We start from the raw sequence: 26,116 nt of genomic DNA on the forward strand, positions 1-26,116 counted from the left end.
CCGATCTGCCTGCCTGTTGCGCGGCTGGGGCCGTCCCGGCCGCGCCGGCGCGACTCGCCGCGGGCTTCAGTATCGACTGTGACTTTGTTGCCATGCATCGGGCAAAACCATGCCATGCCCTAAATTCGCCTCTGTCATCACGCCTCGTTAACCGTGCTAGGACACCGTCATCGGCCATGAGGTTATTGCGGCAGTCCGGCGCGAACGTCGCCTTTTTGGCGACGTTTTTGTGCGGCCAGTCTGCATGCGTGAAGTCTTGAAGAGGGAAGAGATGTCGCAACTGAGCCTGACCCGCCGCGAAACCGTGTTGGCCCTGCTGTCGGGCGCCGCCACGGCTGCAGCAGCCCCGGCGCTCGCCCAGCAGGCAGAGTGGCGCCAGAGCTACGATGCGGGTCCGCGCAATGCCGTCCTCCGCTCGTCCACGCCGATGCTCTCGCCGGAATCGCTGCAGGCCACCGAAGCGGCGATCGCCGCGTACCGCGACCTCGCCGGCCGGGGTGGCTGGCCGCAGGTGCAGCTGCCTGAGCGCATGGGCGTCGGTGCCAAGGGGCCGGGCGTGGTGGCCCTGCGCCAGCGCCTGATCGTCACCGGCGATCTCGATGCTGCCGCGGGCGACAGCGCTGTCTATGACTCCTATGTCGAGGCGGGTGTGCGCCGCTTCCAGTCGCGCGTCGGCCTGTCGACCACGGGTTCGATCAATCGCGCCACCGTCGCCGCCCTCAACGTGCCGATCGACCGCCGCATCCGCCAGCTCGAGACCAACGTCGTCCGGCTGCGCAGCTGGTCCGGCAATCTCGGCGGCCGCTATGTCGTCGCCAATATCCCGGCTGCGATGGTCGAAACTGTCGAGAACGGCCATGTCGCGACGCGCCACGCTGCCGGCGTCGGCAAGATCGACCGCCAGTCGCCGCTGCTGCAGACCAAGATCCCGGAAGTCAATTTCAACCCGACCTGGACGGTTCCCGCTTCGATCATCCGCAAGGACCTGATCCCGAAGATGCGCAAGGAGCCGAATTACCTCGCCGAGAACAAGATCCGCATCATCTCGCCGAGCGGCGGCGAGATTTCGCCCGCCAGCGTGAACTGGAACTCGGACGAGGCGACGCGCTACACTTTCCGGCAGGATCCGGGCGGTGACTTCAACTCGCTCGGCTTCGTACGCATCAACATCCCGAGCCCGCACGGCGTCTACATGCATGACACGCCGTCGAAGGGCATCTTCGGCGACGATTACCGCTTCGTCTCCTCGGGCTGCATGCGCGTCCAGAACGTGCGCGACTATGTCGCCTGGCTGCTGAAGAATACCCCCGGCTGGGATCGCGCCAAGATCGACGAGGTGATCCAGTCCGGCCAGCGCGTCAACGCCCGCATTTCCGACCCCGTGTCCTGCTATTGGGTCTACGTCACGGCCTGGGCGACGGCCGATGGCGGCGTGCAGTTCCGCGACGACATCTACAACAAGGACGGACTCGGCCCGGCGCCGGTCGCGGCCCTGCAGGGCGATCAGGACATCTGAACGGCCGAGCAAGGCTCTCGAGAACGATGAAGCCCGCCGGAAACGGCGGGCTTTTTGCTGGCCGGAGCCAATGCGGGATACCGCGACCCTGATGACGGAAAGCACCAGGCGTTCCCGCAGCCCTAACCGAAGCCATGCGTTGTCGGCCTAGCCGCCGGCTTCTGGTTCGCGTTGACCCTCCGGCCGCCTATGGGCAGGTTCTTAGCCGGCGCGTCAGGGTGGAGCCTCGCGCCGATGTCTCGGGGGCTGCGTGAATTTCCTGGCTAAGCCTACCGTTGCAGCCTTTCTGCTGTCGACGGCTCTGACGAATCTCGCCGCGGCCCAGTCGCGCGGCCCGCTCACCGATCCCGAGAGCTGGCGCACCCCGGAATACCTCGCCCAGTGGGGCCTCGACTATATCAACGCTGCGAAGGCCTATGCGCGCGGCGTCGATGGCGCCGGCGTGCTGATCGGAGTCATCGATTCCGGGATCTTTGCCGCACATCCTGAATTCATCGGCCGATATGCCGGAGGCTACGACTATCCCACCGAAACGGCGCAGCCGATCGATCGCGGCGGGCACGGCACGAGCGTTTCATCGGTCATCGCCGCCAACCGTGACGGCAAGGGCGTGCACGGGGTCGCCCCCGGCGCCTCGCTCGTCGTCGCCGGAGCGGAAGTCGAGTTGGGATATACGGAAACGGTTTTCGCGATGAGAGCCTATGCCGATCTGCAGGCGCGCGGCGTCCGTATCATCAATAACAGCTACGGCGATGAACGCCCGATCACGGCATTCACGAGCGGCAGCTACGAGGCGGAGCATCCGTCAGGCATCCCCGCCTATCGGCGCGCAGTTGCCGCAGGAATTCTCAGCATCTGGGGCACAGCGAATGAGGGCCGGAATCAACCGAGCGCCGAGGCCGGACTGCCCAATCTCTTCCCGGAGTTGGAGCGCGGTTGGCTGGCGGTTATGGCCCTCGGACCCGATTATGAGACGTTCTATACCAACCGCTGCGGTGTGGCGAAGAACTGGTGCCTCGCGGCACCCGGCGGCGGCGACTGGTGGTATCCTGACCCTTATCCCGACGATCCCATTGTCGTGGCCAACAAGAGCGGCGGCTATTCCAAGGTCAACGGCACTTCCTTCGCCGCGCCACATGTCTCGGGCGCAGCGGCGCTGGTCTGGCAGATGTTTCCGTTCTTCAGCGCCGACCAGGTGCGCCAGACCCTGCTCGGCACAGCCAAGGATATCGGGCCGCCGGGCGTCGACGAGATCTTCGGCTACGGCCTGCTCGATGTCGGCAAGGCGGTACTCGGCCCCGGCCGCTTCGACTGGGGCGATTTCGTTGTCGAGCAGCCCGGCGGCGTCGCCTTCTTCGAGAACGACATCGTCGGCGCCGGCGGCCTCGTCAAACGCGGCGACGGCGAGCTCGTCCTGACCGGCCACAGCGCCTATGCCGGCGCGACGCGGGTCGAGGGCGGTTTTCTCACCGTCATGGGCAGCATCGCCTCGGCCACCAGCGTCGCGCCGGCGGGCACGCTCGCCGGCACCGGCGTCATCAACGGCGATGTCGGCAATGCCGGCGCGGTCTGGGCCGGCAACCACCGCGGCGTCGGTACGCTGACCGTCAACGGCAGCTATGTGCAGCAGGCCGGCGGATTCCTGATCCAGCAGTTCGACACGACAGGCGGGCAGAATCGTCTCGCCGTGACGGGAACGGCAAGCCTCGCCGGTCAGGTGGCGCTGGCCGGCGGCCCGCAACTATTGCCACGTTTCCTGACCATGCCGGTGATCACCGCGGGGCAGGGCCTCATCGGTCGCTTCGAAGGCGTCGAGGGGCCCGTCGGCGACGGCTCGGCACCCTTTGTCCAGGCCAGCCTGCGCTACGAGCCGAACACGGCGCATCTCGACATCCGCACGCTGCCCTTCGACGCACCCGGCGTCTGCGCCTCGGCCAATCAATGCGCTGCCGGCTCCGCTCTGGAGCGCGGCCTTGCCGGCGCCGATGCCGATCTGCGCGGGGTGGCCACTCTGCTCCAGGCCGCCGGCACGCGCGATGGCGCTCGCGCGGCGCTGTCCGGCCTCTCGGGCGCGGCGCATGCCAGCCTCAGTACGATCGCACTCGGCGGCTTCGCGCCCTTCGGCGGCATGATCGCGCAACGCCTGACCGATCTGCGCTCCGGCCAGGTCGAGCCGACGGCGGGGCATACCGCGATGGCCTATGCGCCGGGCGGGGCTAGCAGCCCGGCTGCGGCGCTGCTGGCGCGGCTGCCCTCCGGCCAGGCTGCACCCTGGGGCGAGGCTGGGGTCTCCCAAAATGCCTGGCTGCGTGGTTATGGCGTCGTCGGCAGGTTCGGCGGCGATGCCAACGCCGGCGGAGCCGATTACAGCGGCGGCGGAGTGGCCGGCGGCTTCGATCGGCAGGTCATGCCCTCGCTGCTGCTCGGCTTCAGCCTCGGTCTGTCCACCACCGATGTCGATTTCCGGCAGTTCGCCGGCAAGGGCAGTATCAAGGCCTATGAGGGCGCGTTCTACGGCAGCTATGCGAGCGGGCCGCTGCGCCTCGATGGCATCCTCGGCTATGGCCGCCTCGACCTCGAGAGCCAGCGTAGCATCAGCTTCGGCAGCATCTCGCGTCGAGCCGACGCCGATTACGGCGCCGACCGCTTCACCGGCGCGCTCGAGGCGGCCTATGCCGTCGAACTCGGCTGGTCGACGATCGAGCCGCTGGCCGGGCTGCGCTACACCTACCTACGGCAGGATGGCTTTGCCGAGACCGGCGCCGGCAGCATCGGCCTGACCAGCGGCTGGCAAACGGCATCGAGCCTGCTCGGCAGCCTCGGCGCGCGTCTCACGCGGCAGTTCGACCTTGGTGCGAACCGCATTGCCATCGAGGCGCGCGGCCGCTGGCAGCACGAATTCCTCGACGATGCGGTCGTCCTCGACACCGCCTTCATCGGGGCGTCGGCGGCAAGCTTCGCCGTGCAGGGCGCGCGGGTGGCGCGCGATAGCGCGATCCTGGGCATCGGCCTGTCGACGCGGGCCGGTCGCAATGTGACGCTCATCGCCGATTACGACGTCCGTCTCAACGCGGACGACACCGCCCATGCCGTAACGGCGGGATTGCGCGCGACCTGGTAGCGGGCGGCCCGGTGGTCTTGTCCGATTCGGGCTTGTCGGCGAAAGCCGGCGCGCCGACGAGCAGACTCATGATGGAACCGCAGCGGCCAAGCAGGGCAACGCTATAAAGTCGCAGGGCGTTCGTCTTCACCGATATGGTTCCGGGCCGGCCTTCCCCGCGACCCGGACCGTGCTCCTTGGTCGGCGGGGGAGGCGCCTTGGATTTTTTGAGCTGCCCGCGCTCATGTCACCCGCTTCACGCTTGGAAAGGCGCGCCCCGAGTGCTACGGGACCCCCGACAGCGGGATCGCGCGCGCGGATTCCGCAAAGCCTTCGCACCGCATGCCGCGCAGGGTCGCACGCCGTTGGTGGGCGACGATACAGCGCCGATGGAGCCCCGCCATGAGCCATGACGCCGCCGCCGACAAGCACCTCTCGAACTCCTTCTTCGGCGCCTCGCTGGCCGACGCCGATCCGGAGATCGCCCGCGCCATCGAGCTGGAGCTCGGTCGTCAGCGCGACGAGATCGAGCTGATCGCCTCGGAGAACATCGTCTCCCGCGCCGTGCTCGAGGCGCAGGGCTCTGTCATGACCAACAAGTACGCCGAGGGCTATCCGGGCCGGCGCTACTATGGCGGCTGCCAGTTCGTCGATATCGCCGAGAAGCTCGCTATCGAGCGCGCCTGCCGGCTGTTCGACTGCAAGTTCGCCAATGTCCAGCCGAATTCCGGCTCGCAGGCCAATCAGGGCGTGTTMATGGCGCTGATGCAGCCGGGCGACACCTTCATGGGCCTCGACCTCGCCGCCGGCGGGCACCTGACCCATGGCGCGCCGGTCAACCAGTCCGGCAAGTGGTTCAACGTGGTTTCCTACGGCGTCTGCGTCGTCGACCAGATGATCGATTACGATGCGATGGAGCGCCTCGCCATCGAGCACAAGCCGAAGGTCATCGTCGCCGGTGGCTCGGCCTATGCCCGCCATTGGGACTTCGCCCGCTTCCGCGAGATCTGCGACAAGGTCGGCGCCTATTTCATGGTCGACATCGCCCATTTCGCCGGGCTCGTCGCCGGCGGCGCGCATCCCTCGCCATTCCCGCACGCCCATGTCGTCACCACCACGACGCACAAGACCCTGCGCGGCCCGCGTGGTGGCATGATCCTGACCAATGACGAGGCGCTGGCGAAGAAGATCAACTCGGCGATCTTCCCCGGCATTCAGGGCGGCCCGCTGATGCATGTCATCGCGGCCAAGGCAGTTTCGTTCCAGGAGGCGCTGCAGCCGGAATTCAAGACCTACGCGCACGCCGTCGTCGCCAACGCCAAGGCGCTGGCCGAGACGCTGAAGTCGAAGGGCTTCGACCTCGTCACCGGCGGCACCGACAACCACCTGATGCTGGTCGACCTGCGCTCGAAGAAGCTGACCGGCAAGGCGGCGGAAGCCGCGCTCGGCCGCGCCCACATCACCTGCAACAAGAACGGCATCCCCTTCGACCCCGAGAAGCCGATGACCACCTCCGGCATCCGCCTTGGCACCCCTGCTGCGACGTCGCGCGGCTTCGGCATCGCCGAGTTCAAGCAGGTCGGCGAGCTGATCGCCGAGGTGCTGGACGGCCTTGCCGCCCATGGCGAGGAAGGCAACGCCGCCGTCGAGCAGGCGGTGTCGGCCAAGGTCAAGGCGCTGACCGCGCGCTTCCCGATCTACTGAGGATGGTTTCGAAGGGGCTCTGAGAAAGGCTGGCGAACCGGAATGCGCTGTCCCTATTGCGGCTCCCTCGACACGCAGGTGAAGGACTCACGTCCCACCGACGATCACGCTTCGATCCGCCGCCGCCGGGTCTGTCCCGATTGCGGCGGCCGCTTCACCACCTTCGAGCGGGTGCAACTGCGCGAATTGACGGTGGTGAAGCGCTCGGGCCGGCGTGCACCGTTCGACCGCGACAAGCTCGAAACCTCGATCGCGCACGCGCTGCGCAAGCGCCCCGTGGCGCCGGAGCGCATCGAGCGCATGGTCAACGGCATCGTCCGCCAGCTCGAAAGCTCGGGAGAGGCGGAGATTCCGAGCTCGACCATCGGCGAACTGGTGATGGAGGGGCTGAAAGGCCTCGACGACGTCGCCTATGTCCGCTTCGCCTCGGTCTACAAGAACTTCCGCGAGGCCAAGGATTTCGAGGACCTGCTCGGCCAGCTCGGTACCGTCGAGGAGGAGGGTGTCTCCGCCCCGCAGTCACGCAGCGATGACTGACCGCAGCGCGGTCGACCGCGCCTTCATGCGCCAGGCGCTCGCCTATGGCGCCCGCAATCTCGGGGCGACCTGGCCGAATCCCTCTGTCGGCGCCATCGTTACCCGCGACACCCCCGATGGGCCTGTCGTCGTCGCGCGTGGGCTGACCCAGCCTGGCGGGCGGCCGCATGGCGAGGCGCACGCTTTCTCCCGGGCCGGGGCAGCGTCGATGGGCGGAACGCTCTATGTGACGCTCGAACCCTGCTCGCATCGTTCGGTGCGGGGCGGCATCCCTTGCGTGGAGCACACCATCCTGTCGGGTGTGAAGCGCGTGGTTTCGGCCATGTCCGATCCCAACCCTTTCATCGCGGGTTTGGGGCATGCGCTGCTGCGGACTGCCGGCATCGAGGTAACGACGGGCGTTCTTGAAGCTGAAGCCCAGCGGGCGCATCGCGGTCATGTCCTGCGCATCACGCAGGGGCGGCCGATGGTGACCTTCAAGATCGCCCGCACCGCGGACGGCTATGCTGGCGGGGAGGGGGGCACCCCCATCGCCGTATCCAGCCCGGTCGCGGGCGGCTGGGTGCATCTGCAGCGCGCCCATCACGATGCGATCATGCTCGGCGTCAGCTCGGTGCTCTCGGATGATCCGCAGCTGACCGTTCGCCTGCCCGGTTTGGCCGGGCGCTCGCCGATCCGTGTCATCCTCGACACGCATCTGCGCCTGCCGCTGGCCTCGAAGCTGGTCCGCACGGCGCGCGAGGTGGCGGTCTGGGTGATCGCTGCCGAAACCGCACCGGTTAAGCCCGAAGAGGCGCTGGTCGCGGCCGGCGTGGAGGTCATGCGGGTCTCGGCCGGAGCCGACGGCCATCTCGATCTGCGCGAGGCGCTGACGCTGCTCGGCACGCGCGGCATCACCCGCGTCTTCTCGGAGGGCGGCCCGCGTATCGGCGAGAAGCTGGCCTTGGCCGGCCTCGCCGACGAGGTGATCGTTTCGACCTCGCCAAAAACGCTGGGCCAGCCCGGCATCGTTGCCGTGCGGCCGGGGCTTGCCGGCCTGCTGGCCGACCCCGATCTATACGCCCTTGCCGAGACCGGGCTGATCGGTCAGGACCGTTTCGAGCATTTCGTGAGGAGAGGCTGATGTTCACCGGCATCGTCACCGCCATCGGCGAGGTCGTGGAGGCCGAGCGCAAGGGGCCGAGTCTCAAGCGTCTCGCCATATCCTGCCCCTATGAGGCGGAAGGCATCGCCATCGGCGCCTCGATCGCCTGCGCCGGCGTCTGCCTCACCGTCACCGCGCTTCGCCCCCGCGCGGATGGCGAGCCCGGCTGCATTTTCCAGGTGGAGGCCGCGGCCGAGACGCTGGCGAAAACGCTGGTCGGCGAGTGGGAGCCCGGCACGCTGGTCAATCTCGAGCGCTCGCTCAAGGTGGGCGACGAACTCGGTGGCCACCTCGTCGTCGGCCATGTCGACGGCCCCGGCCGCATCCTGAAGATCGACGCGATCGAGCCCGACCCCGACGAGCCCTGGGGAGCGACCGCCCGCTTTCACATCCGCGCCCCGCAAGGGCTGGAGCGCTTCATCGCGACGAAAGGCTCGATCTGCCTCGACGGCACCTCGCTCACCATCAACACTGTCGAGGATGACGTCTTCACCGTGTTGCTGATTCCGCACTCCTTCGCTGTCACGACCTGGGGGCAGCGCAAGGAGGGCGACGCCGTTCATGTCGAGGTCGATCTGATGGCGCGGTATGCCGCACGGCTTGCGGAGGCGCGCCCGCAGGGGTAAGAGCCTGCACCAACTCAAGAATTCGAGCCCTCATCCTGAGGAACCGCGAAGCGGCGTCTCGAAGGATGATCCAGCCCGCTCTGGACCATCCTTCGAGACGCCATTTCTGTCGAAATGGCTCCTCGTGATGAGGGCTGTGCGGCCCGGTCGCGTCGACCGGACCGTGTGCAAGAAGGATAGAAGAAATGGCCGGACCCCGGCAGACCTCGGCCGACAAGGCCGCAACTCCGGCCGTCGAGATCGACGGCGCCCGCGTCCTCGTCGTCGAGGCGCGCTTCTACGACAAGCTCGCCGATGAGCTGCTGGCCGGCGCCGTGGCGGTGCTGGAAGAGGCTGGCTGCCGCGTCGATGTCGTCACCGTCCCCGGCGCGCTGGAGATCCCCTCCGCCATCGTCATCGGCCTGCGCGCCGCCGACGAAGCTGTCGATCCCTACGAGGCCGTCGTCGCGCTCGGCACCGTCATCCGCGGCGAGACCGGCCATTACGATATCGTCGCCGGCGAAAGCTCGCGTGCGCTGATGGATCTCTCGGTCGCCTTCGCCCTGCCGCTCGGCAACGGCATCCTGACCGTCGAGAACGAGGCGCAGGCTCGGGCCCGCGCCAACCGTTCGGACATGAACAAGGGTGGCGGCGCTGCGGAAGCGGCGCTCGCCGTGCTGCGCTACAAGCGCTCCCTGGCGGAGCCGTCGCAATGAGCCGCGCCGAGAAGCGGCGCGGAGCGCGGCTCTCGGTCGTGCAGGCGCTCTACGAGATGGAAATCGGCGGCCGCGGCGTCGTCGAAGCCATGGCCGAGTTCGAGGCCTTCTGGATCGGCAAGGAGGTCGAGGAGATCGAGTTGCCGGAGGCGGAAATCGCCTTCTTCCGCGACATTCTCGGCGGCGTCGTCCGCGAGCAGCGCCTGGTCGACCGGACCGTCGACGACCTTCTCGCCAAGGACTGGCCGCTGAAGCGGGTCGAGGCCGTGGTGCGTGCCATCCTGCGCGCAGGCGCCTATGAACTCGCCTTCCGCAAGGACGTGCCGGCTCGGGCCGTGATCTCCGAATACGTCGCGGTCGCGCGCGCCTTCTACTCGGGAGAGGAAATCGGCATGGTCAATGCCGTGCTCGACCGCATGGCCCGAGACTTCCGCGCCGACGAGTTCGACGCTCCGGCGGCGTAGACGCGAACCCCAACCGTCATCCCGGGCGACCGAAGCGAGACCCGGAATCCATGCCGGAGCGCTTCCGGATAAGGTTCAGCATGGATCCCGGATCGGCGCTGCTGCGCCGCTCCGGGATGACCATGGAGCAGATGCGGAGATTGGCTGAACGATGGCCGAGAATCAGCGCCCTGGCGAGTTCGAGCTGATCGCCCGCTATTTCGCGCCGATCGCCGGGCCGGGTGGCCTGAGCCTCCTCGACGATGCCGGGCTGTTGCGTCCCGGCCGCGGCTATGAGGTCGTCGTGACGGCCGATGCACTCGTCGCTGGCGTGCACTTCTTCCCCGACGATCCGCCCGAGACGATCGGCTGGAAGGCGCTGGCCGTCAATCTCTCCGATCTCGCCGCCAAGGGCGCGAAGCCCGAGGGCTTCGTCCTGACGCTCGCCTTGCCGCGCGGCTGGACTGAAGCCTGGCTTGCCGGCTTCGTGGCAGGGCTGGCCCGCATCGCCGAAGCCGCCGGCTGCCCGCTGATTGGCGGCGATACCGTCTCGACGACCGGGCCGCTCACCCTGTCGATCACCGCCTTCGGCACCGTTCCGGCAGGGCGGATGGTCAGGCGCTCCGGCGCGAAGCCGGGGCATGTGGTGCTCGTCTCCGGCACTGTTGGAGACGGCGCGCTTGGCCTGAAGGTACACGGCCCGGACCAACCGGGCTGGGTCGCTGCGCTCGGCGCCGAGGACCGCGCCTTCCTCATCGATCGCTATCTGCATCCGCAGTCCCGCCATGCGCTTGCGGAAGCGTTGCAGCGCCACGCTTCGGCCGCGATGGACGTCTCGGACGGTCTTGTCGGCGATCTCGCCAAGCTGCTGAAGGCCTCGGGTGTCGGTGCCGAGATCGCTCTCGATGCCGTCCCGCTCTCGTCGGCGGTCCGCGCCGCGGTCATGGCCGATCCCGCACTGGCGGAACTGGCCTGGACCGGCGGAGACGACTACGAAATTCTCTGTACGGCCTCGGAAGGGGAATATCCTGCTCTGATTGCGGCGGCGAAGGAGGTAATGCTTCCGCTGACGCCGATCGGGCGGATCACCGCAGAGGCCGGCGTGGTGACCTATCGCGAGAAGGGTGGGTTGCGCAGTTTCGCGCAAGGCTCCTTCTCTCACTTCTGACAGCGGCGCGTCACGGCGACCGCGAGGCGCGTTGTGATGAACCAGCATGTTCCGGTCCTCGATGGCGACAGGCTCGCAAAACGTAATGCGCTGGTCCTAGCCGGGGCGCAGGCGCTGGGTGGCGCCAACCCCGCGATCGTCGTTTCGCTCGGCGGCATCGTCGGTGCGCAGCTGGTGGCCGACAAGGCCTTCGCCACGGTGCCGGTCAGCCTGCTTCAGCTCGGCATCGCCGTCGGTGTGATCCCGGCAGCGATGGTGATGCGCAGTATCGGGCGGCGCAGCGGCTATCTGATCGGCGCGCTCGTCGGCGCAACGGGAGCGAGCCTCGCCGCCGGCGGTGCGACGCTGCGCCTGTTCTGGCTGTTCTGCCTCGGCACATTCGTGTGCGGGCTCTACGGCTCCTTCGTCCAGAGCTATCGCTTTGCCGCCGCCGATACGGCAAGCGAGGAATTTCGGCCCCGCGCCATTTCCTGGGTGATGTTCGGCGGTCTTGCAGCGGGCATTATCGGGCCGCAATCGGTCTACTGGACGCGCGATCTCACACCCTCCGCGCCCTTCGCCGCGAGCTTCCTCGCGCAGGGTGTTCTGGCGCTGATCGCCATCCTGATCGTCTCCCGCCTGCGTGCCCCGCGGGTTGGGGCCGTCCGTTCCGGCGGGGGCCGCCCGCTCGGCGAGATCATGCGCCAGCCGAAGTTCATCGCCTCGGTCACGGCTTCGCTGGTCGCCTACGGGCTGATGAGCTTCGTCATGACGGCTGCGCCGATGGCCATGGTTGCCTGCGGCCATTCGGTCGGCGATGCCGCGCTCGGCATCCAGTGGCATGTGCTCTCGATGTTCGGGCCGAGCTTCTTCACCGGCCGGCTGATCGCCCGCTTCGGCAAGGGCACGATCACCTCGGTCGGGCTCGTGCTGACGGCGCTTGCCGCCGTCGTCGGCCTCACCGGCCTCAGCGTCGGACATTTCTGGCTGGCCCTGATCTTGCTCGGTCTCGGCTGGAATTTGGGCTTCATCGGTGCGACCGCACTGGTGACGGACTGCTACCGGCCGGAGGAGCGGGTGAAGGTGCAGGCGGCGAACGACTTCCTCGTCTTCGGCTCGGTCGCCATCGCCTCGTTCTCGGCGGGCGGTCTGCTCAGCCATGGCGGTTGGGACAGCGTGAACTGGCTCGTCTTCCCGCCGGTTGCTATCGCGCTGGCGATGGTAGCCTGGGCGCGTTTCCAGCGTCCGGCCGTCGCCTGAGGGGCCAGGCGCTTTCTTCCGGGAGTTTTCGATGACCAATCGTGCATTTCCACCTGCGACCGGCCGCGTACCGCCGGGAGCGATTGGCCATAACCGCGGCGTCGTGCGGCAGAACTACGCGTTCATGCCGCCGGAGGGCGTGCTGATCAGCCGCCTGCCGCAATACAAAGACACCATCGTCCGCGTTCTCGCCGCACCTGTCCTCGGTGCCGCCTTTGCCCAATATGTTCTCGAGATCGCGCCGGGCGGCGGCACGCCGGCCGCGTTCGGCGAGGACGGCGTCCAGCATTTCTTCTATGTCCTGTCGGGCGACGTCGCTCTCGCAATCGCGGAAGCGGCGCCGAAGCGAATGGCCGCGGGCGGCTTCGCCTACCTGCCGCCGGCCACACGGTTCACCCTGCGCAACGAGAGCGGCGAGCCCGCCCGCGTCCTTGCGCTCCGCAAGCGCTACGAGCCGGCCTTAGGCCTCGCCGTGCCCGAGCCGATCCTGTCGCACCAGGATGCCGTGCCGATGACGAATCACACCGGCAAGGAAGGGCGCGGCTTCCAGTTCCTGCTGCCCTATGGCGACATGCGGTTCGACTTCGAGATGAACCTGATGTGGTTCAAGCCGGGAGTCTGCTTCCCGGCCGTCGAGACGCATGTGATGGAGCATGGCCTCTACATGCTGGAAGGGCAGGGGCTCTACTTGCTCGGCGAAGAATGGCACGAGATCTGGGCGCAGGATTTCATCTGGATGGGCGGTTATTGCCCCCAGCAATTCTATCCGACCGGCCACGACGACGCCTGCTATCTGCTCTACAAGAACGTCAACCGCGACATCGCGCTCTGAGCTGCGACAGGGCTCGCCTAACATCCGACAAAATTTGTTAGGCGCGCCGTTTGCGCTCTTCGACGAAACTTGCCACAAATTCGCCTGACACTGGCGACGCGGAGCGGGCCTTTTAGTCTTCAGGGCCCGTTTTTTCGCTGCCTGACGTCCAACGCTGCAAAGAGGAGCGAAAGCGCTCCCGACGGCTCGGAAGCTCAAGGTCAGGAAATCGAATGTCAGCTCTGCTTATCATCATCATATTGAGTGCACTATCCATCGCTTACGGCATTTGGGCCTATGGCGATGTGATGAAGCGCGATGCCGGCAACCAGCGCATGCAGGAAATTTCCGGCGCGGTGGCCGAAGGCGCAAAAGCCTATCTCAAGCGCCAATATCTCACGATTTCCATGGTCGGCGTCGTGCTTTTTGTCGCACTTGCCTGGCTTCTGGGCAAATGGGTGGCGATCGGCTTCCTGATCGGCGCGGTGCTTTCGGGCTCGGCCGGCTTCATCGGCATGAACGTCTCGGTGCGTGCGAACGTCCGCACGGCCCAGGCGGCGATGAAGTCGCTGGGCGAGGGGCTCGACGTCGCCTTCAAGGCCGGCGCAGTCACGGGCATGCTGGTCGCTGGCCTCGCGCTCCTCGGCGTCGCCGGCTACTACGGTGTTCTGACCTCCTATCTCGGCTTCGAGGCTTCCAGCCGCACGGTGATCGACTCGCTGGTGGCGCTGGGCTTCGGCGCCTCGCTGATCTCGATCTTCGCCCGTCTCGGCGGCGGCATCTTCACCAAGGGCGCTGACGTCGGCGCCGACCTCGTCGGCAAGGTCGAGGCCGGCATCCCGGAGGACGACCCGCGCAACCCCGCGACGATCGCGGACAATGTCGGCGACAATGTCGGCGACTGCGCCGGCATGGCGGCCGACCTGTTCGAGACCTATGCGGTGACGCTGGTCGCGACCATGGTGCTCGCGGCGATCTTCTTCGCCGGCCAGCCGGTGCTGGGCACGATGATGCTCTATCCGATGGCGATCGGCGCGGCCTGCATCGTCACCTCGATCATCGGCACCTTCTTTGTGAAGCTCGGCGCCAACCAGTCGATCATGGGCGCGCTCTACAAGGGCTTCATCGCCGCCGGCGTGCTTTCGATCGGGGCGATTGCGGCCGTGAACTGGCTGATGTTCGGCGGCTTCTCGACCTCCTTCACCACCGTGCAGGGCGTCAGCTTCACCTCGGGCAAGCTCTTCGGCTGCGCGCTGGTCGGCCTTGTCGTGACGCTCTGCATCGTCGTCATCACCGAATACTATACCGGCACCGGCAAGCGCCCGGTCGTCTCGATCGCCCAGGCCTCGGTCACCGGCCATGGCACCAACGTCATCCAGGGCCTCGCGGTTTCGCTGGAATCGACTGCGGCGCCGGTTATCGTCATCGTCGCCGGCATCATCGTCGCCTACGGCCTGGCCGGCCTGTTCGGCATCGCCATCGCCACCACCGCCATGCTGGCGCTGGCCGGCGTGGTCGTGGCGCTGGATGCCTTCGGCCCGGTCACCGACAATGCCGGCGGCATCGCCGAGATGGCCGGCCTACCCAAGGAAGTCCGCCACTCCACCGACGCGCTCGACGCGGTCGGCAACACCACCAAGGCCGTCACCAAGGGCTACGCGATCGGCTCCGCCGGCCTCGGCGCCCTGGTGCTGTTCGCCGCCTATACCTCGGACCTGAATTTCTTCGTGGCCGAGGCCAACAAGGCGGGGGCGACCACCTTCCAGTACTTCAAGGGCGTCACCGTCGATTTCTCGCTGTCGAACCCCTTCGTCGTCGTCGGCCTGCTGCTCGGCGGCCTCATCCCCTTCCTTTTCGGCGGCATGGGCATGACCGCCGTCGGACGTGCCGCCGGTTCGGTGGTGGAAGAGGTGCGCAGGCAGTTCCGCGAGAAGCCCGGCATCATGGAGGGCAAGGACCGGCCGGATTACGGCCGCGCCGTCGACATGCTGACGCGGGCAGCGATCAGGGAGATGATCATCCCCTCGCTGCTGCCGGTTCTGGCGCCGATCGTGACCTTCTTCGTCATCAACGCCATCGCCGGCAAGAACCAGGCCTTCGCTGCCGTCGGTGCCATGCTGCTGGGTGTCATCGTTACCGGCATCTTCGTCGCGATCTCGATGACGTCGGGCGGCGGCGCCTGGGACAACGCCAAGAAGAGCTTCGAGGACGGCTTCGTCGACAAGGACGGCGTGCGCCATATGAAGGGCTCGGAGGCGCATAAGGCCTCGGTGACCGGCGACACCGTCGGCGACCCCTACAAGGACACGGCGGGCCCCGCCGTGAACCCGGCGATCAAGATCACGAACATCATCGCCCTGCTGCTGCTGGCGATCCTGGCGCATTCCTGATCGGAAGCGTCGTCGTGAAATGACGGAACCCGCGGCGAAAGCCGCGGGTTCCTCTTTTGTAACAAGGGTTTATCAGGTGGGATTGAATCAATTCCACAGGCGCTTGAATCACGCTCTGAACCTACGGCCGAAACCGTAGTGTTGCCGCATGCTGTCGCGCGGCGTTGCTGGCATGGTCTCGCCAACCCGAGGAGAGACCATGTCCACGCAAGCGCTCGACAGCCCGGCCGCCATGCCGAAACGCAGCACCGAACTCGCCCTGCTGCTCCTGCTCGCCACGCTCTGGGGCGGTTCCTACACCTTCATCAAGATCGGCGTGGAGACGATTCCACCGCTGAGCCTGATCGCTGCGCGCACCTTGATCGCAGGTCTGATCCTGCTCGCCGTCATTCGCTTTCGTGGCTTGCGCATGCCGCGTGACGCGACCGCCTGGCGGCGCTTTCTGACGCAGGCCCTGCTCAACAGCGTCGTACCCTTTACCCTGATCGCCTGGGCCGAGCGCAGCGTCGATGCTGGCCTCGCCTCGATCCTCAACGGCACCACGCCGGTCTTCGTCTTCCTGATCTCGCTGGTTCTGAAGCCGGGCCAGCGCCCGGATTGGCGCAAGGGACTCGGAGTCGTGGCCGGCATCGCAGGCGTCAGTCTGATCGTCGGCGTCGATGCCTTCTCCGGTCTCGGCCATGCGGTCTTGCCGCAACTCGCCATCGTCGCGGCGACCATCGCCTATGCCTGCGCCGCCCTGTTCGGGCGCAATTTCGCCGGCATGGACCCGCTGCTTCCGGCCGCAGGCTCGATGCTGGCCGGCACAGCCCTGCTGATCCCGGCGGCGCTGGTCGTCGATCGGCCCTGGACGCTTGCGCCATCGCAGGATTCGATCCTGGCGCTGCTTGCGCTCTCGGTCTTCTCGACTGCTCTCGCCTTCGCGATCTATTTCCGCCTGATCCGCACGCTCGGTTCGGTCGGAACGACGGCCGTGTCCTATCTGCGCGTGCCGATCGGCGTGGCCATCGGCATCGTCTTCCTCGGCGAGAGGCTGAGTTCCACGGCCTGGATCGGCCTGGGCCTCGTCGTGCTCGGAGTGGTGGCGATGACATTGCCCGAACGGCGCGCGGACACGCCGCGCTGAACCCGGCTTGTGCCGTTCGTTGGGTGGGACACCTTATGCGGAGAGGCCTTCCCGCAGGTGACCGGCGCCCCTTCGGTTAACCCTGGATTAAGGCTACGATTGCGGGAGTCTGAGGTCGGGGCCATTTTACATGCCGAAGCGTGGGCACTCGGAGGCGAAAGCAAGCATGTCCCTGGCAAGCATGGCGCCGGCTCGCTTGCAGCCGGCCTCGCAGGTTTTCGGGCCCGCAACGGGCTCCATGGCCGAGTACTTTGACCGCGTCGTGCCGGACTGGCACTCGCAATGGGCATGGGACAATTACGAGTCGACGATCCTCGCTTTGGCGCGCCAGCTCGGCCTGCGCCGCGTCTGCGAGATCGGCGGCGGGCGGGATCCACTGTTCACCAAGGAACAGGCGGTGGCCGCCGGCATCGAGTTCATCGTCAACGATATCGATGCCGGCGAGCTTGCCTTGACGCCCCCGGGTCTGGAGACGGCATGCTTCGATATCGCTGGCGATCTTTCGGAGCCGGATGTCGCGCGCGGAAGCTATGACATGATGGTCTCACGCATGGTCTTCGAGCACATCGACGGCGTCGAGCAGGCCTGGCGCAACATCCACGCGCTGCTGGCGCCCGGCGGTGTCGCGCTTGCGTTCTTCCCGACGCTATGGGCGCCGGTCTTCGCGCTGAACCATATCCTGCCTGAGACGGCGTCACGGGCCATTGTTCACGCGCTCTTTCCGACACGGCGCGACGGCGGAGGCGACCCGAAATTTCCGGCGCTCTATGATTGGTGCCGCGGCAATCCGGCGCTGTTGACCCCGATGCTCAACCGGGCCGGGTTCACCGACGTCCACATTCAGCGCTTCTGGGGGCATGGCTATTTCGATCGGATGCCCGGCCTGAAGCAGCTCGATCACGCCTTCAACGCGCTTGCGGCCCGGACCGGCTGGAATTTCGTCACGACCTACGCCTATGCCGTGGTCCGCAAGGACAGAGGCTGACGCAGCCGCAGGCGGCCATTCTGGCGACGCCAACAGCCTGAAAACACGGTTATCCACCTTTGCCCGGGCGGTACTGCTTGCCAACCGACCTAACGCTAGGTCACCATCAGCCATTGTCGCGTTGATGGGAGTCGGTCATGCACGCTCTGTCGCGTACATCGGATATTCCGCTTTCGAGCCACCGCGCCATGCTGCTGCGCGCCCTCGTCGTCGTTGCCGTGGCCTTGGCAATCATCGTTCCGCTCACGGGCTGACGATATCCGTCGAAGCGGCGGCGGGAGAACCCGCCGCCTTTGTCAGACTCGCGCCAGCCAGTCATGCAGCAGGCCGAGATCGGCCTGGCCAAGGCCATGCCCGGCCGGCAGGACGCGATGCTCGACCTGCGCGCCGCTGTCCTCGAGCTGGCAAGCGAGCCCCTCGGCATTGGCTGCCGGCACGATCGGATCGAGCGCGCCCGACAGCACCAGTACAGGCTTGCCGTCGAGGGCGCTGCGCGGCGCGTCCGTGAACGGCATCATGGCCCGCAGCAGCGCGGCGCCGGCGAGCACCTCCGGGCGTTGCAGCAGCATCGCCGCCGCGATGTTGGCGCCGTTCGAGAAGCCGATCGCGATCGGGGCGGGGAGCCCGTAGCGCTCCCGCGCCTCAAGGACGAAATCGGCGAGCTCGTCCGTGCGGCGGCGCAGGTCGGCCTCGTCGAAGACGCCTTCGGCCAGCCGGCGGAAGAAGCGCGGCGCAGCGCCCTCCAGCACCTTGCCGCGTGGCGAGAGCAGGCTTGCCCCCGGCGCAACCGTGCGGCCGAGCGAGAGCAGATCGCGCTCATCGCCGCCGGTGCCGTGCAAGAGCAGCAGCGGCTTGCGGGCCGGGTCGCTGCCTTGCTCGAAGACGTGGATGAAGTCCGCATCGATCTTCATGTCGCTCATGGTCATTTCTCCCTTCGTAAAGCGGAGCCGTTCTGCCCCCGAAGCGGCGGGCAGAACGGTCGGCGTGCGGCCGGTCCATCCGGCCCGCGTGGTCCGCTGCCGCCCGCCGGTGATGGCCGGGCGACAGAGTGTGGTCAGGCAAGCTCCGGCAGCACCGCCTCGATCTGCTTGCGATGGGCCTCGAGACCCGCCGGCAGCTTCAGTGCCCGGCCGAGCTCGGCGGGCGGCTCGTCGACCGCGAAGCCGGGGACATCCGTCGCGATCTCGAACAACACATGGCCGGGCTCACGGAAGTAGACGGAGCGGAAGTAGTTCCGGTCGCGCTGCTCCGTGGTCTGGATGCCGTGGTTCTCGGCGAGACGGCGCACCATCTCCTCCTGCGCGGCATCGTCGCCGGCACGGAAGGCGATGTGGTGGACCGAGCCGGCGCCCTGGCGGGCCGGCAGGAAGCCGCCCGCAACGCGCAGGTCGACCACGCCGCCGATCGCGGTGCCCTTGGCCTTGTAGCGGATCAGCGTGCCTTCGCGGGCCGCTTCGGTGAAGCCGAAGACATCGCTCAGGATCGCTCCCGTCGGGGCCGCATCGGCCAGCAGCAGGCTGACGCTGTGGAAGCCGCGGATGGCGTTCTCCGGCGCGATGCCGCCTTCGGACCAGGCGGGCTCCTTCTCGACGCCGGGCAGACCGACGAGGGCGAGCCTCATCCCGTCCGGATCGCGGAAGCTCAGTACGCTTTCGCCGAAGCGCTTGGCCGGAGCCTCATGCGGCACGCCAAGCTCGACGAAGCGGTGCGTCCAGAAGCCGATCGAGCCTTCGGGAACCCGGAAGACCGTTTCCTGGGTCTCGCCTACGCCGAGCCGGCCGGGAGCGGCATGCTCCCACGGGAAGAAGGTCAGGATCGAGCCCGGCGCCGCATCGGCATCGCCGAAATAGAGATGATAGGTGCCGGGATCGTCGAAGTTCACCGTCTTCTTGACGAGGCGCAGGCCGAGCACGCGATTGTAGAAATCGAGATTGCGGCGGGCCGGACCGGCGATGGCGGTGACGTGGTGAATGCCGTTGATCTGCATGGCTTGGATCCTCCGTGAACTGTGGGCCGTTGCCCTGTTGGCCCAAAGATTGGCCCGGAAGCGGAAAAGCGCCAGAGGGATGTCATTGCAATGATGCAATGTACGATGCGTCAAATTACAATTTGATTTGCGTACACGCTTGTCCAAAATCCTGCCTCGAGACCAACCGGTCCCGTTTTCAGGAGGCACCAATGATCGACTCTCGTCTTGCTCCCTATGGCGCTCTTGGCCTGCGCGTCGCGCTCGGCCTGATGTTCATCGCCCATGCCTATCTCAAGCTCGTGATCTTCACCCCCGCCGGCTTCACCGGCTTCCTCGGCCAGGTCGGCCTGCCCGCCTTCCTCGCCTGGCCGATCATGCTGGCGGAGCTTCTCGGTGGCATCGCGATCCTCGTCGGCTTCTACGGCCGTTATGTCTCGCTGGCGCTGATCCCGATCCTGCTCGGCGCACTCTCGGTCCACGCCCCGAACGGCTGGGTCTTCAATGCCCCGAATGGTGGTTGGGAATACCCTGCTTTCCTGGCGCTCACCGCCTTCGCTCATGCCCTGATCGGTGATGGCGCGCTGGCGCTGAAGTCCGGCCGCAGCGATTGGCAGGCCAAGCCCGCCATTGCCTGAGCAAGCGGCACTTGCTGGGACCGAAAGCTTGGCCAAGAGTGCGCGGATGAATCAATCCGCGACACCCTTGGCCTGGGATGATTTTCGCCTGATCAAGGCTATCGCCGAGAAACGAGCGCTGCCGGCGGCCGCCGCAGCGCTCGGCGTCAATCACTCCACCGTCTTCCGCCGCCTCGGCCAGATCGAGGAGGCTCTTGGCGTCAGGCTGTTCGAGCGCCACCGCAGCGGCTATGTCGCGACGCCGACCGGCGAGGAGATGGTCCAGCTTGCGGGGCGCGTCGACGACGACATCACTGCCTTTGCCCGCAAGCTCGCCGGGCAGGAGATCAAGCCCGCCGGCGAGTTGCGCGTTGCCACCAACGATTCCCTGTTGGTCGACCTGCTGACGCCGCTCTTCGCGCAGTTTCTCCGGCAATGCCCGGATATCCGCCTCGACGTGCTGATCGGCAATCAGGCGGCCAATCTGTCCAAGCGCGACGCCGATGTCGCGATCCGCGCGACCGACAACCCGCCGGAAACACTGATCGGCCGCAAGCCTGCCCGGATCGCCTGGGCGCTCTATGGCCGTGCCGCGGATTTTTCCGATGCCGCGCTGCCGGGCGTGGAGAGCCTGTGGGAGCGCAGCTGGATCTCGCTCGGCGAGCAGTTCACCATGCTCAGCGCAGTCCGCTATCTCGCCCGCCACGTTGCGCCCGAGCGCGTGGTCTACAAGCTCAACACGGTGCTGGGGCTCGCGGAAGCGGTCGAGGCGGGCATCGGTGTCAGCTTCCTGCCCTGTTTCATCGGCGACACCCGCCCGGGCTTGACGCGGCTGGCGCCGCCCGATCCTGACCTCTCGGCCGATCTGTGGCTGCTCACCCATCCGGATCTCCGACACACGCCGAGGGTCCGGCTGTTCCTCGATTTTCTTGCGGTCGAGGTCGCGAAGCTGCGGCCGCTGATTGAGGGCGAACTCCCGATCGGGCGCAATCCGCCGCCGAAGGAGCCGATTGCAGAGGCAGGCGCCTGATCGGAGGGGCAGGGCACTTCAAAGCGGTGGGCGATTGCCGCGCGACCGCTGGGCGGGCTACGATCCCGACATGGAGATCCTGATCCCTCTCATCATCGGCTTGAGCCTGATCTGGTTGATTGGCCGGGGCGTGCCGTGGAATGCGAAGCTGATGACGATCGTGGTGGCGCTCGCGGTCGTCATCCTGATCGTCGCGCTGGACCGCGGCGGCTACTGGCCGGAGGCCTGGCGACGCTGAGTTGGACCCTCACGGCGAAACCAGCTTGAGCCCGACGATTCCAGCCACGATCAAGCCGATGCAGAGGAGCCGCAGGACGGCCGCGGGCTCGCCGAGCAGGACGATGCCGAGAATCGCCGTTCCGATCGTTCCGATGCCGGTCCAGACCGCATAGGCAGTGCCGACCGGCAGGGATTTCAATGCCAGGCCGAGAAGCCCGAGGCTGACGATCATGCTGATCGCCGTGAACAGTGTCGGCACCAGCCGGGTGAAGCCTTGCGTATATTTCAGGCCGATCGCCCAGCCGACCTCGAACAGGCCCGCGACAAAGAGATAGAGCCAAGCCATTCCGGCGCTCCTTGACGATGGGGCGCGGTCGTCCGTGCCCGATAGGGGAGTTGTCCGAGGTCGTCCTCGGGCCTTGAAGCTATGGCTCGTGGCGCTGTGATCAAGGACGGCTCCACCTGCGCGAATGCAAACGCCTCAGGCTGGATCGCAAGTGCTGCTCAGGAAGCGTCGGCGGCCGGCTCCAGGGCGCGCTCGAGGATGCGTCGGCACTCGCCGAGCTCCTTCATGACCGCGGTGAGCACGGTGATGTCGTCGAGCCCTTCCGGCACGACCTGCGCACGCGGCGGCACCCAGCCGGCCGCCTCGTCAGGCGGCATGGCGGACGGGGGCTCGGTCGCGGCCGCAGCAAGCGCTCCGCTGGCGGCGCCGATGGGCGCGCCGCGGCCGATCGCCTGGACATGGCGCGGCCCCTGTTCCTTCAGGATGCGCTGGAGGCCCTTGATCGTATAGCCTTCGCCGTAGAGCAGGCGCCGGATGCCCTTGAGCAGGGCGACGTCGTCAGGCCGGTAGTAGCGGCGTCCGCCGCCGCGCTTCAGCGGCTTGATCTGGCTGAAGCGGGTTTCCCAGAAACGGAGCACATGTTGGGGAATGTCGAGGTCTTCGGCGACCTCGCTGATGGTTCGGAAGGCATCTGGGCTCTTGGTGTCCAATTCGGCCTCGGTTTCGCCGGCGTGGAACTCCAGATTCACTCAGTCTCACCCTCGCCACTCTGCCCGTTGATGCGGGCCTTCATCACGTTCGAGGGCTTGAAAACCATGACCCGACGCGGCTCGATCGGCACTTCAACGCCCGTTTTCGGATTACGCCCGATTCGCTCGCCTTTGTCTCGCACGACGAAGGAGCCGAACGAGGACAATTTCACATTTTCGCCGCGCGCGACGGCATCGCAGATCTCGTCGAGCACGGCTTCGACGAGTTTCGACGACTCCGTCCGCGACAGGCCGATCTTTTGGTAGACAGCCTCGCACAAATCCGCGCGAGTGACCGTTTGCCCCGCCATTCATATCCTCCAAGGCGTATTGCAGGCATCGGCGGCAACCGCCGGCCTGTCGCCATTACGGATGGCGGACGCTAGGCGTCCGCGCCGCGCGGGTCAATCCTCCAGCAGCCTTGCCGGGCCGGATTTGGCCTGAATCAACCCAAATTGGCGATGAAATCTGACAATTTCCGCGAATTTGCTGCCGCAGCGTCACCAGCGGATCAAGGCCGAGCCCCAGGTGAAGCCGCCGCCCATCGCCTCGATGAGGACGAGCTGGCCCGGCTTGATCCGGCCGTCGGCATGCGCCTCCGCCAGCGCCAGCGGGATCGAGGCCGCGGAGGTATTGCCGTGGCGGTCGACGGTGACGACGACATGGTCGTGGCTGATGCCGAGCTTGTCGGCCGTGGCGTCGATGATGCGCCGGTTGGCCTGATGCGGCACGAACCAGTCGATGTCGGCGCCGGAAAGGCCCGTCTGCGCGAAGGTATGGCGCACGGTCTCGGCGAGATTGGTCACCGCGTGTCGGAAGACTTCCTTGCCTTCCATGCGCAGGAATCCGACCGTCTTGGTCGAGCCCGCGCCGCCATCGACATAGAGCTTGTCCTTGTAGCGCCCGTCCGAGCGGATATGGGTCGTCAGGATGCCGCGGTCGGCGAGGGTGCCTTCGCCGGGCACCGCCTTGAGCACCACGGCGCCGGCACCGTCGCCGAACAGCACGCAGGTGGCGCGGTCTTCCCAGTCGAGAATGCGCGAGAAGGTCTCGGCGCCGATCACGAGCGCGGCCCTGGCTCCGCCCGTCGTCAGGAACTTGTCGGCCGTCGCCAGCGCGAAGACGAAGCCCGAGCAGACGGCCTGCACGTCGAAAGCCGCGCCGCCATGGATACCGAGCGCCGCCTGGATCTGGGTGGCGGTCGCCGGAAAGGTGTGGTCCGGCGTGGCCGTCGCCACGATGATCAGGTCGATCTCGGACGGGTCGATGCCGGCGTCAGTGATCGCTGCCTGCGCGGCCTTGAGACCGATGACCGATGTCGGCTCGTCATCGGCGGCGATGTGGCGCTGGCGGATGCCGGTACGCTGGACGATCCACTCGTCGCTGGTGTCGACTTGTTCGGCGAGCTCGGCATTGGTGACGACGCGGGCGGGCAAATAGGAGCCGCAGCCGACGACTTGTGAGCGCAGAATGGACAAGGAAACCGTTCCCTATTCGGCGTCGGCCGGCTGCGCGGCGGGCAGCTCGGGGCGCGTGCTTGCGGCGACCATCTCGCGGACCTTCGCCATCAGATCTTCTCGCGCCATCTCATAGCCGAGTTCGGCGGCGCTGGCGAAGCCGATGGCGTCAGTGCCGCCATGGCTCTTGATGACGATGCCTTCGAGCCCCAGAAAGACGCCGCCGTTCGATTTGCGCGGATCGAGCTTTTCGCGCAAGGCTGCAAAGGCGCCGCGCGCAAAGATATACCCGATCTTGGCCATGAGCGAGCGGTTCATCGCCGCGCGCAGGTATGAGGCGATCTGCCGGGCGGTGCCCTCGGCGGTCTTCAGCGCGATATTGCCGGTGAAGCCTTCCGTGACCACGACGTCGACCGTGCCCTTGCCGAGATCGTCGCCCTCGACGAAGCCGTGATAGGAGAGGTGCGGCAGGTTGCTCTCGCGCAGAATGCGGCCGGCCTCCTTCACCGCCTCGACGCCCTTGATCTCCTCGACGCCGACATTGAGCAGGCCGACGGTTGGCCGGTCGAGATCGAAGACGACGCGGGCCATCGCCGCACCCATCACCGCGAGATCGACGAGATGGCGTGCATCGGCGCCGATGGTGGCCCCGACATCGAGCACGATGCTCTCCCCGCGCAGGGTCGGCCACAGTGCCGCGATCGCCGGCCGATCGACCTGTGGCATCGACTTCAGGCAGAACTTCGACATCGCCATCAGCGCGCCGGTATTGCCGGCCGAGACAGTGACATCGGCCTCGCCGGTCTTGGTCGCATCGATCGCCCGCCACATCGAGGATTTGTAGCGGCCGTAGCGCAGCGCCTGGCTCGGCTTGTCATCCATCTTCACCGAGACCTCGGTGTGATGGAACGTCGTCACCGCCTTGAGCTTCGGATGCTGCTCGATCAGCGGCAGCACCTGCTTCTCATCGCCGAAGATCACGAAGCGGGCGTCCGGGCGGCGCTCCAGCATCAGTGCAGCGCCGGGAATGACGACGGAGGGGCCGTGGTCCCCGCCCATCGCATCGAGCGCGATTGTAACCGGTCTTGTCATGGAGTTCTGGCGTATCCCGGAAATGGCCGACCTTCGATCCGGGGCGGCTCACAGCCGGCCGGACAATAGCGACTTGGACGGATGCCGCAAGAAGCGCAAGGGCCAGTGAGCGTTTCAGTCACCGCGTTTCAGTTTCGCGAGGGCAGCAAAAGGCGATTCCGCACCGGCCTCGCCGGCGGGCGCCTCGAAGCTCACGCCCGGCTTGCGCGGATAGGAATCGAGCGCCAGTGCCAGGAATTCGAGCGTGACGCTGCCCAGGTCGATGATGCCGTCGACGAACGGCTCGGGCGGATCGTCCTCGTTGAGCAGCACCTCGATGTCGATTTCGGCATCGTCCCGTTCTGCGCGGTGCTCAGCAGCCTCTGCCTCGGGCACGAAGTCGAGCTTCACCGGGACGTCGAGCTGGACCGGGAAGGGATCGAGAGTGACGACGCAGGCCTGATGCAGCCGTGCTGCAATCCGGCCTTCGAGCTTCACCCGGTCGCCGTTGCGCGAGAGCAGGTAGCGTGCTTCCAGGGATTCGAGCGAGGCAAGACCGAGCAGCCGCGCGATCGGGGCGACCTGCTCCGGCTCGGCTCGGACCATGACCTCGGTACCGCGCTGGCGGATCGTCTCGACGCGGATGGGATGGCGCAGTGGCGAAGCTGGCGCGTGCTCAGGCGTCATGGCGAGCCTCCTCATGGGGAAAGGCCGGGAACAAGGTATCGCGCTCGAGAATCGCGGTTAGATCGAAGCGCGCGAGGGCTGCCTGCGCCTCGCGGACATAGGCGGCGAGGTACGGGGCGCCCTCCGGCGAGCAGGCATTGCGCCGCAAGACTTCGGCGAGGGCATCGACCCCAGGAGCAGCCAGGGCCGCCTCATAGGCCTGGACGCGGCCATAGAACATCTGCCCGATCTTTTTCATCCGCTTCGGCACCGCGATGTCGCTGACGCCGCCATTGCGGAAGCCCAGTTCGAGATAGGAGAAGCAGGCGTCGACCAGCTCCTGCGCCAGCTCGGAGGCCGGGGGCGGCAGCTCGCGCAGGCGCCGCAGCACCAGCAGGACATGCAGGGCGAGCGATTCGAAACGGCCCTCGAAGCTGTCGGGAATGCCGCCTGCCAGATACAGGCCAGGCTGGCGCGACGCTTCGGCGACGCGCCCGAACAACGCATCCACAGGTGCACGCCGCTGGGCGCGCTTGCCAAACAACCCGAAAATCACCTGTTTGCCTCCGCC

At 66.9% G+C, this 26,116-nt stretch carries 26 protein-coding genes; 17 read left to right on the forward strand and 9 right to left on the reverse strand.

The genetic code is table 11. The features are described from left to right. The first annotated feature begins 271 nt into the window (after positions 1–271). From AC1DNE_RS11525 to AC1DNE_RS11590, 14 genes are all read left to right on the forward strand, one after another. The gene (locus tag AC1DNE_RS11525; protein ID WP_441468359.1) at positions 272–1,516 is read left to right on the forward strand and encodes a L,D-transpeptidase family protein; all 1,245 of its coding nucleotides are present in this window, start codon (positions 272–274) and stop codon (positions 1,514–1,516) included. A 250-nt stretch (positions 1,517–1,766) separates the two neighbouring features. Further along, entirely contained in the window at positions 1,767–4,637 is a 2,871-nt protein-coding gene (locus AC1DNE_RS11530) for an autotransporter domain-containing protein (RefSeq protein ID WP_476841055.1), read from the forward strand. 381 nt (positions 4,638–5,018) lie between these two features. Continuing rightward, a complete protein-coding gene (glyA, locus tag AC1DNE_RS11535; protein ID WP_476841056.1) occupies positions 5,019–6,320 on the forward strand; it encodes a serine hydroxymethyltransferase in 1,302 nt (433 codons plus the stop codon). A 42-nt stretch (positions 6,321–6,362) separates the two neighbouring features. Next, positions 6,363–6,857 carry a transcriptional regulator NrdR gene (nrdR, locus tag AC1DNE_RS11540; RefSeq protein ID WP_441468356.1) on the forward strand — a complete coding sequence of 165 codons (495 nt, stop codon included), beginning with the start codon at positions 6,363–6,365 and terminating at the stop codon, positions 6,855–6,857. Next, a complete protein-coding gene (gene ribD, locus AC1DNE_RS11545; RefSeq protein WP_476841057.1) occupies positions 6,850–7,980 on the forward strand; it encodes a bifunctional diaminohydroxyphosphoribosylaminopyrimidine deaminase/5-amino-6-(5-phosphoribosylamino)uracil reductase RibD in 1,131 nt (376 codons plus the stop codon). The genes nrdR and ribD overlap by 8 nt, the downstream gene beginning before the upstream one ends. After that, positions 7,980–8,627, forward strand: a complete 648-nt coding sequence (locus AC1DNE_RS11550) for a riboflavin synthase (protein WP_441468354.1) — start codon at positions 7,980–7,982, stop codon at positions 8,625–8,627. The genes ribD and AC1DNE_RS11550 overlap by 1 nt, the downstream gene beginning before the upstream one ends. 185 nt (positions 8,628–8,812) lie before the next feature. Next, positions 8,813–9,322, forward strand: a complete 510-nt coding sequence (gene ribH, locus AC1DNE_RS11555; protein WP_441468353.1) for a 6,7-dimethyl-8-ribityllumazine synthase — start codon at positions 8,813–8,815, stop codon at positions 9,320–9,322. Beyond that, positions 9,319–9,786 (forward strand): transcription antitermination factor NusB, encoded by a 468-nt coding sequence (nusB, locus tag AC1DNE_RS11560; protein WP_441468352.1) that lies wholly within the window; start codon positions 9,319–9,321, stop codon positions 9,784–9,786. Before ribH ends, nusB begins: the two co-directional genes overlap by 4 nt. A gap of 151 nt (positions 9,787–9,937) precedes the next feature. Further along, entirely contained in the window at positions 9,938–10,933 is a 996-nt protein-coding gene (thiL, locus tag AC1DNE_RS11565; RefSeq protein ID WP_441468351.1) for a thiamine-phosphate kinase, read from the forward strand. A gap of 36 nt (positions 10,934–10,969) precedes the next feature. Next, entirely contained in the window at positions 10,970–12,172 is a 1,203-nt protein-coding gene (locus AC1DNE_RS11570) for an MFS transporter (protein WP_441468350.1), read from the forward strand. Between the two features lie 31 nt (positions 12,173–12,203). Continuing rightward, the gene (gene allE, locus AC1DNE_RS11575; RefSeq protein ID WP_476766057.1) at positions 12,204–13,004 is read left to right on the forward strand and encodes a (S)-ureidoglycine aminohydrolase; all 801 of its coding nucleotides are present in this window, start codon (positions 12,204–12,206) and stop codon (positions 13,002–13,004) included. Between the two features lie 212 nt (positions 13,005–13,216). Beyond that, complete coding sequence (locus tag AC1DNE_RS11580) at positions 13,217–15,373, forward strand: sodium-translocating pyrophosphatase (protein ID WP_441468348.1); 2,157 nt, start codon at positions 13,217–13,219, stop codon at positions 15,371–15,373. Between the two features lie 199 nt (positions 15,374–15,572). Further along, a complete protein-coding gene (locus tag AC1DNE_RS11585) occupies positions 15,573–16,499 on the forward strand; it encodes a DMT family transporter (RefSeq protein ID WP_476766055.1) in 927 nt (308 codons plus the stop codon). A gap of 166 nt (positions 16,500–16,665) precedes the next feature. Continuing rightward, positions 16,666–17,484, forward strand: coding sequence for a class I SAM-dependent methyltransferase (locus AC1DNE_RS11590; protein WP_476766054.1), 819 nt, complete (start codon positions 16,666–16,668; stop codon positions 17,482–17,484). A gap of 296 nt (positions 17,485–17,780) precedes the next feature. Here the strand turns inward: AC1DNE_RS11590 and AC1DNE_RS11595 are convergent, their stop codons facing one another. Beyond that, positions 17,781–18,404 (reverse strand): alpha/beta hydrolase, encoded by a 624-nt coding sequence (locus AC1DNE_RS11595; protein ID WP_476766053.1) that lies wholly within the window; start codon positions 18,402–18,404, stop codon positions 17,781–17,783. 134 nt (positions 18,405–18,538) lie between these two features. Then, positions 18,539–19,471, reverse strand: a complete 933-nt coding sequence (locus AC1DNE_RS11600; protein WP_441468344.1) for a ring-cleaving dioxygenase — start codon at positions 19,469–19,471, stop codon at positions 18,539–18,541. 191 nt (positions 19,472–19,662) lie between these two features. On the opposite strand from AC1DNE_RS11600, the gene AC1DNE_RS11605 reads away from it, so the two are divergent. From AC1DNE_RS11605 to AC1DNE_RS11615, 3 genes are all read left to right on the forward strand, one after another. Beyond that, positions 19,663–20,088 (forward strand): DoxX family protein, encoded by a 426-nt coding sequence (locus AC1DNE_RS11605; protein ID WP_441468343.1) that lies wholly within the window; start codon positions 19,663–19,665, stop codon positions 20,086–20,088. A gap of 46 nt (positions 20,089–20,134) precedes the next feature. Beyond that, entirely contained in the window at positions 20,135–21,097 is a 963-nt protein-coding gene (locus AC1DNE_RS11610; RefSeq protein ID WP_441468342.1) for a LysR family transcriptional regulator, read from the forward strand. 70 nt (positions 21,098–21,167) lie between these two features. After that, the gene (locus AC1DNE_RS11615) at positions 21,168–21,335 is read left to right on the forward strand and encodes a hypothetical protein (protein WP_441468341.1); all 168 of its coding nucleotides are present in this window, start codon (positions 21,168–21,170) and stop codon (positions 21,333–21,335) included. 9 nt (positions 21,336–21,344) lie between these two features. On the opposite strand, the gene sugE is transcribed toward AC1DNE_RS11615, so the two are convergent. From sugE to AC1DNE_RS11650, 7 genes are all read right to left on the reverse strand, one after another. Next, complete coding sequence (gene sugE / locus AC1DNE_RS11620; RefSeq protein WP_441468340.1) at positions 21,345–21,662, reverse strand: quaternary ammonium compound efflux SMR transporter SugE; 318 nt, start codon at positions 21,660–21,662, stop codon at positions 21,345–21,347. Positions 21,663–21,820: 158 nt separating this feature from the next. Next, positions 21,821–22,351: a MerR family transcriptional regulator gene (locus tag AC1DNE_RS11625; protein WP_441468339.1), complete on the reverse strand. Its 531-nt coding sequence runs from the start codon at positions 22,349–22,351 to the stop codon at positions 21,821–21,823. Beyond that, positions 22,348–22,662 carry an integration host factor subunit alpha gene (locus AC1DNE_RS11630; RefSeq protein ID WP_055726295.1) on the reverse strand — a complete coding sequence of 105 codons (315 nt, stop codon included), beginning with the start codon at positions 22,660–22,662 and terminating at the stop codon, positions 22,348–22,350. The genes AC1DNE_RS11625 and AC1DNE_RS11630 overlap by 4 nt, the downstream gene beginning before the upstream one ends. A 189-nt stretch (positions 22,663–22,851) precedes the next feature. Further along, on the reverse strand, positions 22,852–23,829 hold the full coding sequence (locus AC1DNE_RS11635; protein ID WP_441468338.1) for a beta-ketoacyl-ACP synthase III: 978 nt from the start codon (positions 23,827–23,829) through the stop codon (positions 22,852–22,854). A 12-nt stretch (positions 23,830–23,841) separates the two neighbouring features. After that, on the reverse strand, positions 23,842–24,900 hold the full coding sequence (plsX, locus tag AC1DNE_RS11640; RefSeq protein ID WP_441468337.1) for a phosphate acyltransferase PlsX: 1,059 nt from the start codon (positions 24,898–24,900) through the stop codon (positions 23,842–23,844). Positions 24,901–25,014: 114 nt separating this feature from the next. Beyond that, entirely contained in the window at positions 25,015–25,566 is a 552-nt protein-coding gene (locus AC1DNE_RS11645) for a YceD family protein (protein ID WP_441468336.1), read from the reverse strand. Next, positions 25,556–26,101 carry a ubiquinol-cytochrome C chaperone family protein gene (locus AC1DNE_RS11650; RefSeq protein ID WP_476766052.1) on the reverse strand — a complete coding sequence of 182 codons (546 nt, stop codon included), beginning with the start codon at positions 26,099–26,101 and terminating at the stop codon, positions 25,556–25,558. Before AC1DNE_RS11650 ends, AC1DNE_RS11645 begins: the two co-directional genes overlap by 11 nt. Between the last annotated feature and the right edge of the window lie 15 nt (positions 26,102–26,116).

The sequence above is a fragment of the Allobosea sp. 05L423 genome (assembly GCF_056397745.1).